16 protein-coding genes are annotated in these 16,482 nt (G+C 39.0%); all 16 read left to right on the top strand.

Translation table 11 applies throughout. The annotated features are described in order from the left end of the window. Positions 1-2,361 (top strand): VirD4-like conjugal transfer protein, CD1115 family (locus STRDD04_RS04810; RefSeq protein ID WP_062199814.1); only part of this gene is annotated, 2,361 nt, incomplete at its 5' end. A gap of 100 nt (positions 2,362-2,461) precedes the next feature. Further along, complete coding sequence (locus tag STRDD04_RS04805; RefSeq protein ID WP_062199813.1) at positions 2,462-2,941, top strand: LptM family lipoprotein; 480 nt, start codon at positions 2,462-2,464, stop codon at positions 2,939-2,941. 117 nt (positions 2,942-3,058) lie between these two features. After that, a complete protein-coding gene (locus tag STRDD04_RS04800) occupies positions 3,059-5,137 on the top strand; it encodes a pLS20_p028 family conjugation system transmembrane protein (RefSeq protein WP_062199810.1) in 2,079 nt (692 codons plus the stop codon). A gap of 5 nt (positions 5,138-5,142) precedes the next feature. Continuing rightward, positions 5,143-5,427 (top strand): BRCT domain-containing protein, encoded by a 285-nt coding sequence (locus STRDD04_RS04795; RefSeq protein ID WP_062199809.1) that lies wholly within the window; start codon positions 5,143-5,145, stop codon positions 5,425-5,427. Between the two features lie 142 nt (positions 5,428-5,569). Then, positions 5,570-5,875: a DUF5592 family protein gene (locus STRDD04_RS04790; protein WP_000343796.1), complete on the top strand. Its 306-nt coding sequence runs from the start codon at positions 5,570-5,572 to the stop codon at positions 5,873-5,875. Continuing rightward, on the top strand, positions 5,875-6,519 hold the full coding sequence (locus STRDD04_RS04785) for a hypothetical protein (RefSeq protein WP_000985696.1): 645 nt from the start codon (positions 5,875-5,877) through the stop codon (positions 6,517-6,519). The genes STRDD04_RS04790 and STRDD04_RS04785 overlap by 1 nt, the downstream gene beginning before the upstream one ends. A 9-nt stretch (positions 6,520-6,528) precedes the next feature. After that, positions 6,529-8,478 carry a virulence factor gene (locus STRDD04_RS04780; protein WP_062199807.1) on the top strand — a complete coding sequence of 650 codons (1,950 nt, stop codon included), beginning with the start codon at positions 6,529-6,531 and terminating at the stop codon, positions 8,476-8,478. Between the two features lie 13 nt (positions 8,479-8,491). Continuing rightward, a complete protein-coding gene (locus STRDD04_RS04775; protein WP_017646918.1) occupies positions 8,492-8,752 on the top strand; it encodes a hypothetical protein in 261 nt (86 codons plus the stop codon). A gap of 13 nt (positions 8,753-8,765) precedes the next feature. Continuing rightward, positions 8,766-10,094, top strand: a complete 1,329-nt coding sequence (locus tag STRDD04_RS04770) for a glucosaminidase domain-containing protein (protein ID WP_062199805.1) — start codon at positions 8,766-8,768, stop codon at positions 10,092-10,094. A gap of 17 nt (positions 10,095-10,111) precedes the next feature. Continuing rightward, on the top strand, positions 10,112-10,699 hold the full coding sequence (locus STRDD04_RS04765; RefSeq protein ID WP_062199803.1) for a hypothetical protein: 588 nt from the start codon (positions 10,112-10,114) through the stop codon (positions 10,697-10,699). A 143-nt stretch (positions 10,700-10,842) separates the two neighbouring features. Then, on the top strand, positions 10,843-11,661 hold the full coding sequence (locus STRDD04_RS04760) for a ParA family protein (protein WP_062199801.1): 819 nt from the start codon (positions 10,843-10,845) through the stop codon (positions 11,659-11,661). Next, the gene (locus tag STRDD04_RS04755; RefSeq protein WP_017646921.1) at positions 11,661-11,939 is read left to right on the top strand and encodes a hypothetical protein; all 279 of its coding nucleotides are present in this window, start codon (positions 11,661-11,663) and stop codon (positions 11,937-11,939) included. Before STRDD04_RS04760 ends, STRDD04_RS04755 begins: the two co-directional genes overlap by 1 nt. Before the next feature lie 11 nt (positions 11,940-11,950). Next, a complete protein-coding gene (locus STRDD04_RS04750) occupies positions 11,951-12,346 on the top strand; it encodes a replication initiator protein A (protein WP_017650616.1) in 396 nt (131 codons plus the stop codon). Next, the gene (locus STRDD04_RS04745; RefSeq protein ID WP_062199798.1) at positions 12,343-12,678 is read left to right on the top strand and encodes a hypothetical protein; all 336 of its coding nucleotides are present in this window, start codon (positions 12,343-12,345) and stop codon (positions 12,676-12,678) included. Before STRDD04_RS04750 ends, STRDD04_RS04745 begins: the two co-directional genes overlap by 4 nt. 137 nt (positions 12,679-12,815) lie before the next feature. Then, positions 12,816-14,150: an ISLre2 family transposase gene (locus tag STRDD04_RS04740; protein ID WP_062199797.1), complete on the top strand. Its 1,335-nt coding sequence runs from the start codon at positions 12,816-12,818 to the stop codon at positions 14,148-14,150. Between the two features lie 416 nt (positions 14,151-14,566). Next, entirely contained in the window at positions 14,567-16,480 is a 1,914-nt protein-coding gene (gene glgB, locus STRDD04_RS04735) for a 1,4-alpha-glucan branching protein GlgB (RefSeq protein ID WP_062199795.1), read from the top strand. Positions 16,481-16,482: the final 2 nt, after the last annotated feature.

The following is a 16,482-nucleotide window of genomic DNA, read 5'->3' as shown; positions in this document are numbered from 1 at the left end:
CAGTATAAAAAAGTCCCCAATAAGACAGAAACTTATCCAGGTGAAGGGGGCGTTCCTGTTCTTCATGAAACGAGAAAGAATCTAACAGGTTTAACTCTTGGCTCTCAAATGCTCTGGCAAAACCGCACATTTAGCCGTTATCTAACGAACGCAGAAAGAATCTTAGGTATCTATGCAAAGGCTTCAGGAGATTATTACATTGAGGACAGCACTACGAATATGCTTGGTGTTGGTATGACTCGTTCTGGTAAAGGTGAAGGACATATCACAACAACGATTGATATTAATAGCCGTGCTGAAATTCAACCCTCCATGGTTATCGCAGACCCTAAAGGAGAACATTATCAATCTTCTTACAAAACCATGCGCCGACGTGGCTATGATGTTAATGTCCTTTCCTTCCAAAATATGGACTGGTCAATGTCCTATAATCCTTTGGCACTTGCGATTGATGCTGCTAAAAAAGGATACTATGAGAAGACACAGACACGTGTCAATGCGGTTGCGGAAGCCATTTATCGTAAAACTAAGCCAGGTGTTGGCAATGGGAACGCTAAGTATTGGGAAGACACTTCAATTTCCCTCTTTAATGCGATTGCCATGGCTTTGATTGACCGAGCTAATGAAACCTTTAAGAATGGTGAAACAGATGCCTGGGATACGGTCACAGTCCGTAATATTGCCAAATTCTTGACCGATTTAGGATCAGAAGAAGTCTTTGTCAACGACTATGGAGATATTATTGAGAATCCAGATCGTGATCAACAGGTTAAGAAGAAATCTAAAATTACGGTTTACTTTGATAATCTGCGGAAGATTAACCAGGAACAATTTTCTAAATTTAGAGATATGGCTGATTTGAACTTTAGGTCCTCTGACTTTGCTTCAGAAGAAACCAAAGGAAATGTCTTCTCTAGTATGATGTCTGGTATTAATCTATTCCTGCAAGATAATATTGCTAAATTGACCTCTAAAAACTCGATTGATTTGGAATCAGTTGCTTTCCCACGTCGCCTATCTATCAAGTTCCGCTCAAGCTCAAATGTGGCTATGCGTAATGAATATGCTCATAAGACAGCTAAAATTACTATTACCAGCCAATCAGCTTGGGGTGAGACTACCCGACAAGTGACTCACGTCAATGCTGCAACGGCTCTTATCGATGGGGAAGGCTATCTAACTTATGTCATTGAGCCAAAACTTCCTGAGCAGTTTCTGGTGACGATTGACTTTGATCACCAAAATAACGGTAATTCAGCAATTCGTGACAACATCTTCCAATTCTCAGCTGAGAAAGTTTATCAGAAACATGGCAAGGTTATTGCTTTGGATGAATACTCTAAGAAGCCTGTGCTAGACCATATCAAAGTGACTGTTTTGAATAAGCAGGAAGATAATCTTCTTCAGGAAGAAGATATTGACTTGATTTATTCAGATAATCCTAAAGTGATTTACTTAGTGACACCACCAAACAGGACAGAATACAATAGCATTGTGTCACTGTTTTTGGACCAGTTATTTAATGCCAATTATGAGTTAGCTCTCTCAAATGGTCGTAAATGTGTCAATCGGATTCTTCATATCCTTGATGAGTTCACCAATATTCCTGCTATTCCTCACATGGATACGAAGATTTCTATTGGTCTTGGTCAAAATATCCTCTATTACCTCTGGATTCAAAATTTAAAGCAGTTAACAGATAAGTATGGAGAGAATACGGCTGAGACGATTAAAGAAAATTGCTCTTTGAAAATCTATATTAAGTCAACTGAGCCGAAGACAAATGAGTACTTCAGTAAAGAATTAGGAACTCGTACAATCACACGTCGCAGACGTTCCAGCAATATCTTAGATGAAGCCAATCCAAATGTTTCTATCGAGAACCCTAGACAGGAACTTCTAACGCCTACACAACTAGCCAAACTCCAAGAAGGAGAAGCGGTTATCCTACGGGGGGTTAAAGGCCGAGATAATGCAGGTCGCAAGGTTACGACAGATCCGATTTTCCTACATGAAAAGACAGCTTTCCCATATCGCTATATGTTCCTTCAGGATGAGTTTGACCACTCTATGACCTTGGCTGATATTCCAGTAGAAAGTGACCATAGGGAGCTTGACCTGCAAGATATAGCAGTAGGAGCACAAAACACCTTCAGCAAGATTATTGACTGGCGGATGGCCTTAATAGACCGTATGAGGACTAATGGGGAAACACCTCAATTAGCTCCAAGGAAACAAGCGGTTAAACCTCTAAGTCAAGCTCAATTTACTTCTTCAGCTGATTTAACTCAAGCTGTGATAGCAGAAGTTTTCGATGAGGACGACGAAGACGATGGACTTTTTGTAGATGATGTAATATAACAAGATACATAAAAAGTTATATAACAATGTATATAAACTATTGAACAGAAGTTGTATTTCTGTTATAATGGAGTCAAGAAAAAGCTGGGAGAAAATTATTATGAAGTTGAAAAAAATATTAAGTTTTTTAGTGCTAGGTATTGCTCTTGTTGCACTGGCAGCCTGTGGCAAGAAATCAACTGAGAATATCATCAAGACTGAATTAAAGGATAGCTATTTGGGTTCATCTTCAGTATCTGCTTATGATGGTCTAGTTTTTTCAGGTGGTAGACGAGAACTTATTTTTGATAAAAAGAATAAAACAATAAAGAGTGGTGACAAAGAAATTTATTACAAGGTAGTTTCGGATAAATCACTACCTACTGAGCCTAAAGTTGCTCTAAAGGAATTAGAGAAAGAACTAGATGGTAAAAATAATTTTACAATTGTTATAAGCTATCAAAAAGATAACCTGGATAATTCCGATTCTTTTTATCAGATTGTTTTATCTGAAGGTGGGAAAAAAATAAGAATCATAGAACTACGTAGAGATTACGCAGTAGAGGGTGGCTATTTCGATTTTGCAGGAGAAAGTGAATAAAATTTTAAAAGTCTCATTTTCGAGGCTTTTTCTTTTCCTGTGATTTGTCCCCTTAACGCAAGAATTTTCATTATCCCTTACGATGAAGGTATCTTATATAGAAAGTAGGTATCTTTATTGTCATATCAAACCTTTTCTGACCTCGTTAATGAGGTCAAGAATATGAATGGTGATATTACAGGCGAAAATGGTGAGAAAGTGGCTCAGTTTTACTCGTACTGGAGTAACTACCTGGACTCTACCCCAGCATTTCTTTCTTTTCTAGCCTATATACCAGGTGCACTAGCTAAGGCCTTATATTCAATTACAGCTAGTCTTGAACATGTCTTTAATAATATGTTTAAGCTCTTTGGCTTATTTGGCTATTTAGGCAATAGTAACACGGTCATAGGCCAATTCTTCTTCTGGTTTCAGGTTCTTGGGACCACTATATTTAGCCTGGTTCTCGTTGTTTCGGCGATAGCTGGAGTCTTTACTAAGCCCGTGAAGTATAAGGGGGTGATTACCAATTTCCTTTTGGTAACCTTGGTAACGGCAGTCTTGCCTTTAGCTTTAACAACCATTTCTACTACCATTGCGCAGGATGCCATGAATATCCAAACGGTATCCAGTGAGGCACCAGATGGTAGTAAGCAGTATTCTTCTTTAGCTATCCAGCCGATGAAGAATAATATCGTTGATCTCAAAGTATTGATTGACAACGACTTTTCAACGGAACTTTTTCCGCTGGATGACTATGGTTATATAAAGCCTCCTAAAGAGGGGGCAACACCTGTCAATAATATTACGGATAGTACAGATAAGCGAGATACAACCGACTTTGCGACACGAATTGACTTTGGAGCAACTTATGGGACAACTAATACAAAGCTGCTTGATGAGTTTGAAGATAAGCATAGTGGGATGAAAGGTCTGTTTTTGCATAAATTGAATGCCAATCAAAATGGAGTTGAAACTATTACAGAACATCGTTTTGTGGGACAATTGAACGCTTTTGAGGCTGTTTACATGCGATACAAGGTCAACTGGATAGGGATGTTCATGCAGTACATTATCTTAATTGTTTTGCTGGTATCCATGTCAATCAAGCTGGTTAAATCAGTTTTTGATATTCTCATTGAAGGTCTGATTTCTCCTATTCAGGGATATTCGTCTTTATCCAATTCTAAGAAATATAAAGAGCTTCTCCGTACCATGGGAGGAGCGCTTGCAGGTATTTTCTTTGAAGTGGTGATTATGCGTGTCACTCTTGAAATCTGTCGTGATTTACCAACCTTGTCTGTATCAGCGGTTACGAAGCTATCAGGTGGCTTCTTTGATGGTCTAAACATGTGGGAACAATGTCTTGCAGCTTCGCTTGTTTACATCGGTATCTTCTTTGCGGCTATGCAAGGGGTAACGATGATCGAACGTTGGCTTGGTGTATCAACTGGCCACAGTGATACAGCTCAACAATTACTCGGAGCCATGATGATGGGTAATGCCTTTGCGACTGGAGCAGGAGCTATCGGTCATGGTATGATGGGTATTGGTGGCTTTGGTATAGATATGGCCAAAAAAGCCCCTGGAGCAGTTACAGCAGGAAGTAAAGTTCTTGGAAATAGTCTAGCCACAACTGGAGGCGGTATTCGAGGAGCTTGGAATGCTGTCAAAGATCAAGGTGTTGTGAATGCAGCTAAAGGCGGTTTAAGTAATATGTTCAGTGCTGCTGACCTTGCAGGTAAAGAAGCTGTCGGTAAAGTAAAAGACTTTGCAGGTGGCGTAGTTGATAACTTAGGTCAAAAAGAACAGGCTGCTCATGATGCTGTCTATAGAGGTTTGAAAGATCATAGCCATCCAGAAGAAGTCAAACCTGTATCACCATTTGATCCAGATGCTTCAGCTGGCTTTGAATCACTTTCAGATGCTGGCCCAGCTGGCGGTGGCATTACAGATCCTACATTACCTTCTTCAGAACCATCTGGTGAAGTGTTTAGTGGGGTTAGTGATCCCACACCTTCAGTAGATAATCCGCCGCTTCCAAACGCTACGGGAGATACGCCGAAAAAGTTTGAAGGAGCGCCTTCACACAAGCAGAACTTTCAAAAATCAATGCACCAAATGAGTTATATGAACCAACAAATGCAGCAAGCAGGTCAGCGGATGCAGGGTCAAAGTCACATTAAAGGTGCAGAAATCGATGAAAGTGACGAATAACGTCTATGCTTGATTTTAGGGGAAAGGTTGTTGTGGTTACAGGAAGTCTACGTCCAATGACAAGACAAGATGTCATATCCTTTTTAGAAGAAAGAGGAGCTGTCGTTCAGAACTATGTTTCCAGTCAAACGGATGTCTTACTTGCTGGCCACAAACAATTAGATCTCTTTGAGCCAGACAGGAGGTCTAAGAAGTATGAAGCAGCATTATCACGGATAGCTGAAGGACAAGTGATTACTATTATTTCAGAAGAAGAATTTTTCAATTTCGTGAAGAAGTCTCAGTCTTGAGGCTTCTTTTTTATATACAAAGATATATAACTTTGTATATAAAAACTATTTGAAATTCTCAGCTGGAGATGGTTTGTCCCCTTAACGCAAGAATTTTCATTATCTCTTAAGATGGAACTATTAAGAGAAAGGAGACGGATAAATGGATGAAAAATATGGTGTCCCACGTGACATCTATGCCAAAGTAAAAATCATAGGTCTTTTCATGGCTGATATTGTGTTTGTAGGAGGTTCTGCGGTTGCTGCTCTTTCAGTAGGAACAAAGATTTTTCCTACAAGCCAATGGCCACAATTAATAGCCTTCATACTATTAACACCGCTGATGTGTCTTTATCTGGTTTTGCCAACCAATGGTGGGAAGAAGAATTGGCAAAGCATGTTTCTCTTTTTTAGGAGACGACGGAAACGTTATATCAGCCTAAATTACCAGAGAGGAGTTAAACGTTAATGGCGATTAAACAAAATCAATCCCAGCCTGAAGTCAAGCGACAATTGGGACGTAAGCAAGAAAAAAAGCAAAGTCAAGAATATTTTGATCTCCATTCTTGTGTAGAGTTGCTGGATGTCAAATCAATTATTGATAATCGTCAAGCCTACATTCAATTGGTCGATTATGGCTATCTTCAACTGATGGAGATACCAGGAAAAGACTTAGGTTCACTTTCATATAACGAGATCCGACGTACGATTGATAATTTTGAAAAATGGTTGACTGACTTTAATACTGATATTCAGATTGAGACAACCACTTTGCCAACTAATACAGATACTCAGATTATGGATCTACGTCACCATTTAAGTCTGGTTCGTCAGGAAATGGCCAAGCTCTTGCCTGATTCACGTCGCTATATGCAGCTGCATGATCGGGAGTTGCTGCTGAGAAATGAAATTCAGGTAGAAGAGAGCATCCAACAGGAGATCTATAACACTGAGTTCATTCTATGGCTCTTTGCACCGACGACTACAGAATTAGATGATTTGGTGCGTAAGGCTAAGTCTTATGGAAATAATGATTTTGTTCCTCAAGAAATAACCAGGGTTAAGAAAGAACAAATTATCAAGCAGTTTAACAACATGAATGAAAAAGTATAGGAGGAGAACATGCCAGAACTATCAAAGCGCAGACAACGACAGCTGAAAGCACAAGGCTATGATCTTGCTTTTCTCAGTCGCATTCAACCACAAGGAAATATTGACTTTAAAAAAGATGACCGCTCCTGGATGAGTGGTGACGGTTATCATACCGCCCTTCATTTTTACGAGTACCCGTCAGAAGATTTAGATCGTTTCTGGTTATCTGACTTGATGTTGATTCCTGGGACACGTTCTTTCTTGTCCCTCTATCGAGCAAATAATAAAGAACTGAAGCAAGAAATTAAAGATGCCATTGAAGAAAAATCAACTCGTATTACAGGTAACAGTAAAATCGTTGATAACCAACAAGAATTAGATGAAATCAAGGATCTGACTCAGCTGGATCGTGATATTACGAAGAAAAATATTGCGATGCTAGGAATGTACGTCCGAAACTATTCCTCTGCCTCAACTAAAGAAGATTTGTTTAAAAAAGTTGAGGATATTAAAGATAAGACGTCAAATTTTAAGTCAACGATTCTCTCAGGGGAGTTGGATTTTGAATATCATGCCCCTTTTATCCCAGCACAGTATCAAATAGATTTGCCTAATCGCAGACGTGGGATTCCTATTAGAGCACATGATCTAGCAGGTGGTTATTTCTTTAATCACACTAAGCTAGAGGATCAAAGAGGCGTTTATATGGGCTGGACACCGACGAAGGGAGCTGTCAATTTCAACTTCCTAGAACGTGATGAACGCCGAACTCGCTCATTTATGATCATTTCAGGGAACCCTAAGATGGGCCAACGCTCATTCCTTTTGAAGCATACGGACGGTCTTTATGCCAAAGGGAACTATATTCGTAACTTTGATGCTAACGGTGCTTTCCTGGAGCAAACAAGACAGCAACATGGGGTTATCTTGGATTTATCAGGTGAAGCTAACCGTATCAACATTTTCCAAGTTTTTCCAACGGTTACCAACGAGGAAGGAACAGAGATCGATAAGAAGAAATCTTATAACCTTCATATCCAGAAACTCAAGAGCATCTTCAAGCTACTAAACAGTGAAGTAACAGGTGATGACCTAACAACTTTCGGTAGTATACTGAATGAATTTTATATTGAAGAAGGCTTATGGGCACGTAATCCTAAGCTGAATCCAGAAAAGCTAAAGGCTACGGACTTAGTAAATGAAGAATATCCTATTCTATCTGATTTTATTCTGTATGCGGAAGACTATAAGCGTAGTCTAATGAGCCAAGGGAAGCCTGATGAAATCGCAATTAAATCTGTTAATCGTATCTATAATACCTTTAATGAGCTTCTCACAACGAATGCGGAGATGTTTGAAGGAACAACAGAATTTCAAGATATTTCTTCAGAGCAAGTAGTAACCTTTGATTTTTCAGGACTTAAAGGCACCCCTCACTTGCTCAATGCTCAAATCTTTTCAGTATTGTCCTTAGTTTCAGCCGATATTGTCAACAATGGTAAACGCTGTAAGCAGCTCCTAAAATCTAATTCTCATCTTACTGAGATGGATATGGAACACTATGTCGTTAATATCAGTGAGGCGCAAACATTGATCAATCCTAAGTATGAAAGCAGCGTTGAATTACTGGCAGATATGATTGATTCCATGGGAGAAAACTTTGCAGGTGTTGTTCTATCAGTTAACTCTCTGAGGGGGATTCTCTTTGAATCTGGAGTAGGAAACCATAAAGATCCATACGTGACAGCTGTTCAACGTATTTTCGGACTGATGCAATACCGTGTTTTTGCTCAGACAGATGAAACAAGTATTCCATTACTTACCAATGCCTTGGCTGGGTCTATGAATCAGTCAGAGTTAGAGACGCTGCCACGTTTGACGAAAGGACAACTGTTTATGAATATCGCAGGTGTCGGGAACTTGGTCTTCAACCAGCAGCTTCTAGCTCCTGAAGTACAACGCTATGGCGGTATCCAGTAGAAAGGGGAATGACATGTCAAAAAAGGATCCACAAAAACTAGGACCAATCGCAAGACGAAAGCAGGCTATAAATAATTACATCACTATCCGAAAGGTAAGGAATCAGGAAATTAGGGACTATTTTGCTTCTGAAGAAGAACCTGATCCAGATCGTTTAGCAGAACAGAAAGCACGTGATCAAGAATTTCTAAGAAGTTTGAAAAAAATTGGAATTGGCTTTGTTATTTTCTTAATTGTTTATGCCATCTTAAAAACGATTCTTGGCTTATGGTAGTACGAGGTAAGACATGAAAAAAGCAGTTTACTTAAAAATACTACTTCCTCTTGTCTCCCTAGTCTTTGTCATCAGCGTAAGTGTATCGATACTAGCAGGAATTTTAGGGGCTGTTAGTAGCTCTAAATCAGATTGTTCAACAGAAGTTTCTACGTCAACGTCAACGATCACATCTGTCTCTTCAGGTGATGGTTCAATTGATTCTTTTGTTAAGGAACATAAAGAAGCTTATATCCTCTCCTGGAAAGCTGGAGGCTTTCTACCATCTGCATCGATAACGCAGACGATGATTGAGAATGGCTTTAACTTCTCTAACCCTAACGGAACATCTTTCTGGCAAGCTCATAATATGGGAGGTGTTAAAACCTCTAGCAAGGATAATTTCCCTGTCACGCTTGCAACTTATGGTGAAAATAGTGTTGACCTTTCAGGAACGAAGCCTGGGGCCAACGTCGGAGATGGAACAGGTGGCGCATATACCTGGTTTGCAAGTTATGATGCTGGTATTGTCGGTAAGGCTGAGTTTATGGCTCACCAATCCCTTTATACGAAGGCTATTAACAATACAGATGGTGTGGCTACTTTAAGTGCTATCGCAGATGGTGGCTGGGCTACTGATGGCACCTATAAAACCAAGCTTGTTGATATGTATAATACGCTTGGGAAAAAGTATGAGTGGCTGGATAAGGAAGCGATTAGTGCTCATGGAGAAAAGCCTTACAAAGCGACAGCATCTTCACCTGGAAACAGCAGCAGCGCCCCATCTGATACTTCTACCGACAGCGATAGTTCTTCGGATTGTAGTGATTCTTCCTCTTCAGGAAGCGCAACAGATGGGACAGGAACAGTTCCAGCTGATGCAACAGCTTGGGGTTATAAACCAGATGATCTTCCAGATAGTTTGAAGCAGTATATTATTGATCCATCGAAGAATAGACTAACCTATAAAGGGCCAACTGGTTGGGTTGAACATTCAGGCCAATGTGTGGATCTCACGGTTAGTCTTGGAAATCAGATCTGGGGTGGTTCAGGAACTGTTATTGGTAATGGTGATAGACAGGCAAGCTCCTGGGCAAGTACTCGATTTGGAAATAGTACGAAAACGAGTCCTAAACGTGGTGCGATCTTCTCGACTAACGCAGCAGCTAATCACACAGGGATTGTCTGTCATGTGTTTGAAGATGGTTCCATCTTGATTGTCGAACAGAACACTCCTTTATCAGGAATCAATAAATATGGAGTAATTGATACTTGGAACTATCGTGTTGTTAGTCCATCAACACAAAAGTCAGATGGTTTTCATTACGCCTACCCTGATAATAAAGAACCTAAAATCAAATAAAGAAAAGAAGGAATATCATGTTTAATTGGATTAAGGAGAACATCATTATGGTTTTTGTTGTTATTCTATTAGTTGCCTTGGCAGGATTCGGTATATTTTCTAAGTTTAAAGAAAGTACTCATAGACCTCCTCAGACAGAGCAAGTCTCAAATAAACCAAAGAAAGAGGATTCAGAGCCTCCTAAAGAAGAAACAGCGGACGAAAAGAACTATCGAACAGCTAAATTGAAGTTAGAACACCCTTACTCAGAGAGTAGCGAGGAAAAGAAGCAACAAGTCCTTAAAGCCTTTGATGAAGCTATTGGTGATATTAAGAAATCAGGTCATCTGTCAAAAGTCAAAGGTACTTTAGAAAATCATCTTTCAATGAGTCAAGCAGGAATGGTTCAAACCCTTGCAATGGTTCTTCTGGTAAATAATTATGAATACCAATCATCTAAACTAGAAGTGATGCCATCTGAAAATGAAGATGTTGTTCAATTTCTGATTGTTCTGACAAAGGATGGAGAAGATAATTGCTATTTCGTAGGAAATTTCAATACAACAGTTAATCAAATTCAGCTGAAAGCTTATGTTGGCGGCAATATTGGTGGTACCTATGGATAGGGAATAAAAGAATTAATACACAAAAAGTTATATAACTTTTTGTGTATTTTTTATTGACAAAGGTTAGCGTATAAGATAAAATAGAGATATAAAAAGTTATATAACAATTTATATAACTAATCGCAAGTAAAGGGAGTGTTTTTATGAAGATTCAAACAACGAACCTCGATAAAGGGGGCGGTGGAAAAAGTAGCCAAACCTATAATGAAGCAGATTGGCTGTCTAGAGTTATGGGGAAACGTGTCTTGTTAATTGATGGTGCTAGAGAATGTAATTTAACGCACTCCTTTGATGTGACGAGTGACAAAACTATCTATGATATTTTTACAACAGGTGAGTATGAAATTTGTCGTATCAACGATAATCTTAGTTTAATTCGTGGGGACGAACGGCTAACTGATGAAGAATTAGACCTCAACAGTCGAAATAATAAATATCTTCAGCTCTTTATGTGGTTCAGTGAGCATTATGATGAATTAGCCGAACAGTTCGACATTATCTTGATTGATACGCACAATGATGAAAGTTTAGTGACAGCTAACTTTATAGCCGTTTCAGATATTGTCCTAGGTGTAACGGATGCTTCTACAAATGGTTTTCGTGCCTGGTTAGCTCTTAAAAAGTTTGTGGACTATATTAAGAGTGAAGCAGTTGAGGTTATCACAAAGAAAAGCTATGTGAAAGCTGAAGCTTATCTTATTGGCAATAAAATTGAGTATTACGGTAACAACGTGACAGAAACCTGTAAGCAGTTTTTGGATGTTGTTCAGGAAGATGAAGCCTATCTGGGCTCCATTCAGAAAAAAGAACTGGTGGCCAAAAGTTTAGTCATTAACCAAAGTGTTTTTGAACAACGTGAACAAATGACTGCTAAACAAAAACAAGATCACCAGAAATTTTATGATAATATAGAGTATGTCTATGAAAACATTTTAACAGTACTAGAAAGAGAGGTTGCCTAATGTCTGATAATCGCTTTGCTCAATTAAGGGATAATTTTGAAAAAGAACCACCTAAGCGACGTGTTCCAACGCCTCGCACAACGGCAGCTCAAAAGGCTCCTGAGAGCTATAATAAGAAAGGGCGTTATCCATTTTCGCTTCATTATGATGTCCGTTATGAGAAGCTTGAAGAGCTTGTCGCATTCCATGGAGCTAAGTCAGCTTCAGATTATCTGGAAAAAGTAATTGTCCAGGAATGGGAGAAGATGCAGCGGAAGCTCAAGAATCAGGAAAGATAAGGAGTGAGGTAATGGCATATTTATCAAAACTATCTGATTTAGATCAATCATTAAATGATTCGGATCCTGAACAAATTTATATTCCCAAAGCGCTTCTTGAAATTGATGATTTTAAGGGGCTAAAATCCAAGGAAGTGTTACTGTACTCATTTCTCTTAAATCGGTTAAGAGAGCCGTTTGATTTTATTCAAAAAGGGTACGATGAAAATGGCTATACCTTTGTTCACTTTAAAATTGATGATTTATGTGAACTGCTTAATCAGAGTAAAAGCACTGTCATTTCTTTAAAGAAAAAGTTACAACAATATGGCTTAATTGAAGAAGTTAAAGTAGGGAATAATCAGCCAAATCGCATCTATTTAACAGATAAGCTTATTCCATATATGACCCAAGGAGAAAGACTATGATTATTTTTATTTCCATCAAAAAACTTGTTCAAACTTTCTGGTGGTTGATAGCAGCAATAGCGCTGTATATCTTCTATCAGTCTATTGGTTTAAATATGTTCTTCTTGCTAGTTATTGGATTGCTAGCACTGAAGTTTGTTCCTGTTCTAGTATTGCCAATTATCATCATTGCTATAGGAGTCCATTTCTCAGGCGGCTTTTCGTTCATTGCAGACTTTTTAGAAACAGGGATTCTTATGCTAATAGGTCTCCCTTTTGCCCTCATCACTGGGCTGTTTATTGATGAACAGATAAGAGCCTTTAAAGAGGCTAAAAAGCTAAAAACTAAATAATGGTTCAACGTAGGAGTCCTTCCATCATCTGCTGGAAGGGCTTTTTTAATTCAGAATTAAAATATATTTGAAAAGAAAATGCTGAATCTATAAAATAAGGCTCGTTATTTCAAAATTAAAGGAGAGGAAGAGGGCAAATGACGACCTTTGATGAAAGAGAACTGAAGGAGCAGCTATTTGAGCAAAATGCGATTAACTTTTATGACTTTGTGACCAAGTATGACGATCAGATGGTCCCAGTTATGAAAGCTAGAGGATACACGTGTGTACATTCTATGGAACGTACAGTTGCTTTTACGTTTGGTGAATTTACCTTCCGTCGTCGTCGATGGAAGAAGGGGGATAAATGGGTAGTTCCAGTAGATGAAAAACTAGGACTAAAGAAGAATGTTCGATTCTCCTGGGAATTTATGTATCAGATTGCTAGATTATCTACGATGATGCCTTATGATAAAGTCACGCAGGTTATTCAACTGACTTATCACATTACGATCACTAAGCCTACAGTAGTTCAAGCCGTTAAGCTTTGTGATAAGCTGCTTGAAGAACGTGCAGCTTATCGTTTCTATGAGGAGTCTATTAATCGAGACAAACAAAAAGTCGATGTTATCTATATTGAAGGTGATGGTGTTATGGTAAAGGCACGTGATGTCGATACAGATAATCGTCATTATGATTTGTCTCATTTCGTAGTGCATACAGGAAGTCATAAAGTTGGGAGTAACCGCTTTGAACTGAAGGATAAAAAGGAATTTGTAGCCCTGGATAATCGCTTAGTTAGGGAACAAGTCTTGGATTACCTTTACAATACTTATGAGATAACTGACCAAACATTGCTGATCACTAATTCTGATGGTGGTCACGGTTATACACCCTATATTTTTAAAGAGATTGCTAAGGCGCTAAAAATCAAACGACATGAGCATTTTTGGGACGAGTATCACGTAAACCAGAAACTAAGAAAGTTCTTCAAGCCCTATTCAGAGGAGCTTCTTGATAGAGCTTTTCAAGCGATTAAGCAACATGACAAAGGGAAGCTTCGTACAGTTCTTGATACAACTGAAGCATTAGTTTTGACTGAAGAAGAACTGGAAGCTTTTGAAGATTTTAAAAGAAAGCTGCTTAATAATTTTCAGTACACTAAACCAGCAGAGCTACGAGGCTTCAGTCATGCAGGTATAGGCATTATGGAAAGTCAACATAGAAAGATTACGTACCGAATGAAGAAACGTGGTATGTACTGGACAGTTTGGGGAGCTGAAACCATGAGCCAAATCATTGTACTTAGCTACGAGGATAAACTACGAGACTTATTTTTTGGTTCCTGGAGAGAAGATTATGAAAAATTAGTTGAGTTAGAATCATTGTCAGCTGGAGCTATCAAGATAAAATTAAATCAAATTGAGCGAGAATATAGCCTTCATAAGTTGAGTAAAAAGGAAAGTCTACGGGCTATTTGGTTAAATAAGTAGATAAAAAGATATATAACAAGTTATATAAAAACAACCTTTCAAAAGAAAGGCTTTTTGTGCTACAAAATTGAAGAAAATACTTGCTTAGTGGGTTTAGGTGTGTTATAATTTAACTAACTTAATCGAATAAAAAAAGACGAAGGTGCGTCAACACCTCCGCCTTACCGAGTAAGAACCTCACCTTCTTACTCAGTCTCTAATTAATGATACAGGATAAATGTATCACTGTCAAGACTGAGCAAGAAAAATTGTTCAGTCTTTTTGTTTACAACTCGGTTACAAGTTCTTCTCATAAGCCATGGATGAACATTCTAAAAAATTCTACCGCATACGATTTTTGAAATTTACTTGAAAAAGAAGTAGAAATAAGGTAGAATGGTAGTGTAGAAAACGCTTACAAATAGGAAGGTGATTACATGGATAAAAACGAAGCTTTGAGAACCTTTACGACAGGTGAAAACTTTCATCTACAGCATTATTTAGGGGTTCATCAGGAAGAAATTGATGGAAAGCTGGGATATACTTTTCGTGTTTGGGCACCAAATGCTCAGAGTGTTCATTTGATAGGTGATTTCACCAATTGGTATGAAGGCCAGATTCCAATGATTCGCAATGAAGCAGGGGTTTGGGAAGTCTTCACTGAATTGCCTAAAGAAGGAGATATTTACAAGTATAATGTCAAGCGCAGCAGTGGACAAGAGATTTTAAAAGTGGATCCACTGGCGATTTATTTTGAAGAGCGTCCTGGTACAGGGGCAGTTATTCGTACGATTCCTGAAAAGAAATGGAAAGATGGCTTGTGGCTAGCCAGAAGAAAACGTTGGGGATTCTTCTCGCGTCCGGTCAATATTTATGAAGTTCATGCAGGTTCTTGGAAGAGAAATGATGATGGAAAACCATATAGTTTTACTCAACTAAAAGAAGAACTCATTCCTTACCTTGTTAAGATGAACTATACGCATGTGGAGTTCATGCCACTAATGGCTCACCCGCTCGGTCTCAGTTGGGGTTATCAGCTGATGGGCTACTTTGCTTTTGAGCATACCTATGGGACACCAGAGGAATTCCAAGACTTTGTTGAAGAGTGCCACATCAATAATATTGGGGTTATTGTAGACTGGGTTCCTGGTCACTTTACCATCAACGATGATGCCTTGGCCTACTATGATGGGACTCCGACATTTGAGTATCAGGATCATGATAGAGCGCATAACTATGGTTGGGGAGCACTGAATTTTGACTTGGGTAAGAATCAAGTACAGTCTTTCCTGATTTCAAGTATTAAATTCTGGATTGACTTCTACCACTTAGATGGGGTTCGAGTTGATGCGGTAAGTAATATGCTTTACCTTGACTACGATAGCGGTCCATGGCAGCCAAATAAGGACGGCGGCAACCGCAATTATGAAGGCTACTATTTCTTGCAGCGGCTCAATACCGTCATCAAGTTGGCCCATCCGGATGTTATGATGATCGCAGAGGAAAGCTCCAGCAATACCAAGATTACTGGAATGCGTGAGTTAGGCGGTCTAGGATTCGACTACAAGTGGAATATGGGGTGGATGAATGACATCCTGCGTTTCTACGAAGAAGATCCAATTTATCGCAAATACGACTTTAACTTAGTCACTTTCAGCTTTATGTATGTCTTCTCAGAAAACTTCTTGCTGCCATTCTCCCATGACGAAGTGGTGCATGGTAAGAAGAGTCTGATGCATAAGATGTGGGGTGACCGTTATAATCAATTTGCGGGACTTCGTAATCTGCTGACTTATCAAATCTGTCACCCAGGTAAGAAACTGCTCTTTATGGGGGGAGAATTTGGTCAATTCCTAGAATGGAAGTCAGAAGAGCAACTAGAATGGTCTAATCTGGACGATCAGATGAACAAGAAGATGCAGGGCTTTACTGCTACACTCAATGCCTTCTATAAAGACAATCGTCCGCTTTGGGAAAATGATGTAAGCTACGATGGTATCGAAATCATTGATGCGGACAATACTGATCAAAGTGTCCTTTCCTTTATCCGTAAGACGGCTAAAGGAGAAATGTTAATCTGTGTATTCAATATGGCGCCTGTAGAGCGAAAAGACTTTACGATTGGTGTTCCAGTTGCAGCCATTTATGAAGAAGTATGGAATACCGAATTAGAAGAATGGGGAGGTGTTTGGAAAGAACATAACGAAACAGTTCAGTCTCAAGAGGGACTATGGAAAGATTATCCGCAGACCTTGACCTTTACGCTGCCAGCTTTGGGAGCAAGTATTTGGAAAATCAAGCGTCGTGTGAATGTTCGTAAAAATGTTAATAATAATTCCACAAAGGAGTAGGA

The organism is Streptococcus sp. DD04, from assembly GCF_001578725.1.
GTDB classification, from domain to species: Bacteria; Bacillota; Bacilli; order Lactobacillales; family Streptococcaceae; genus Streptococcus; species Streptococcus sinensis.
The sequence above is the reverse complement of the archived record's forward strand: the minus strand, read 5'-3'. Positions and strand labels throughout refer to the sequence as shown.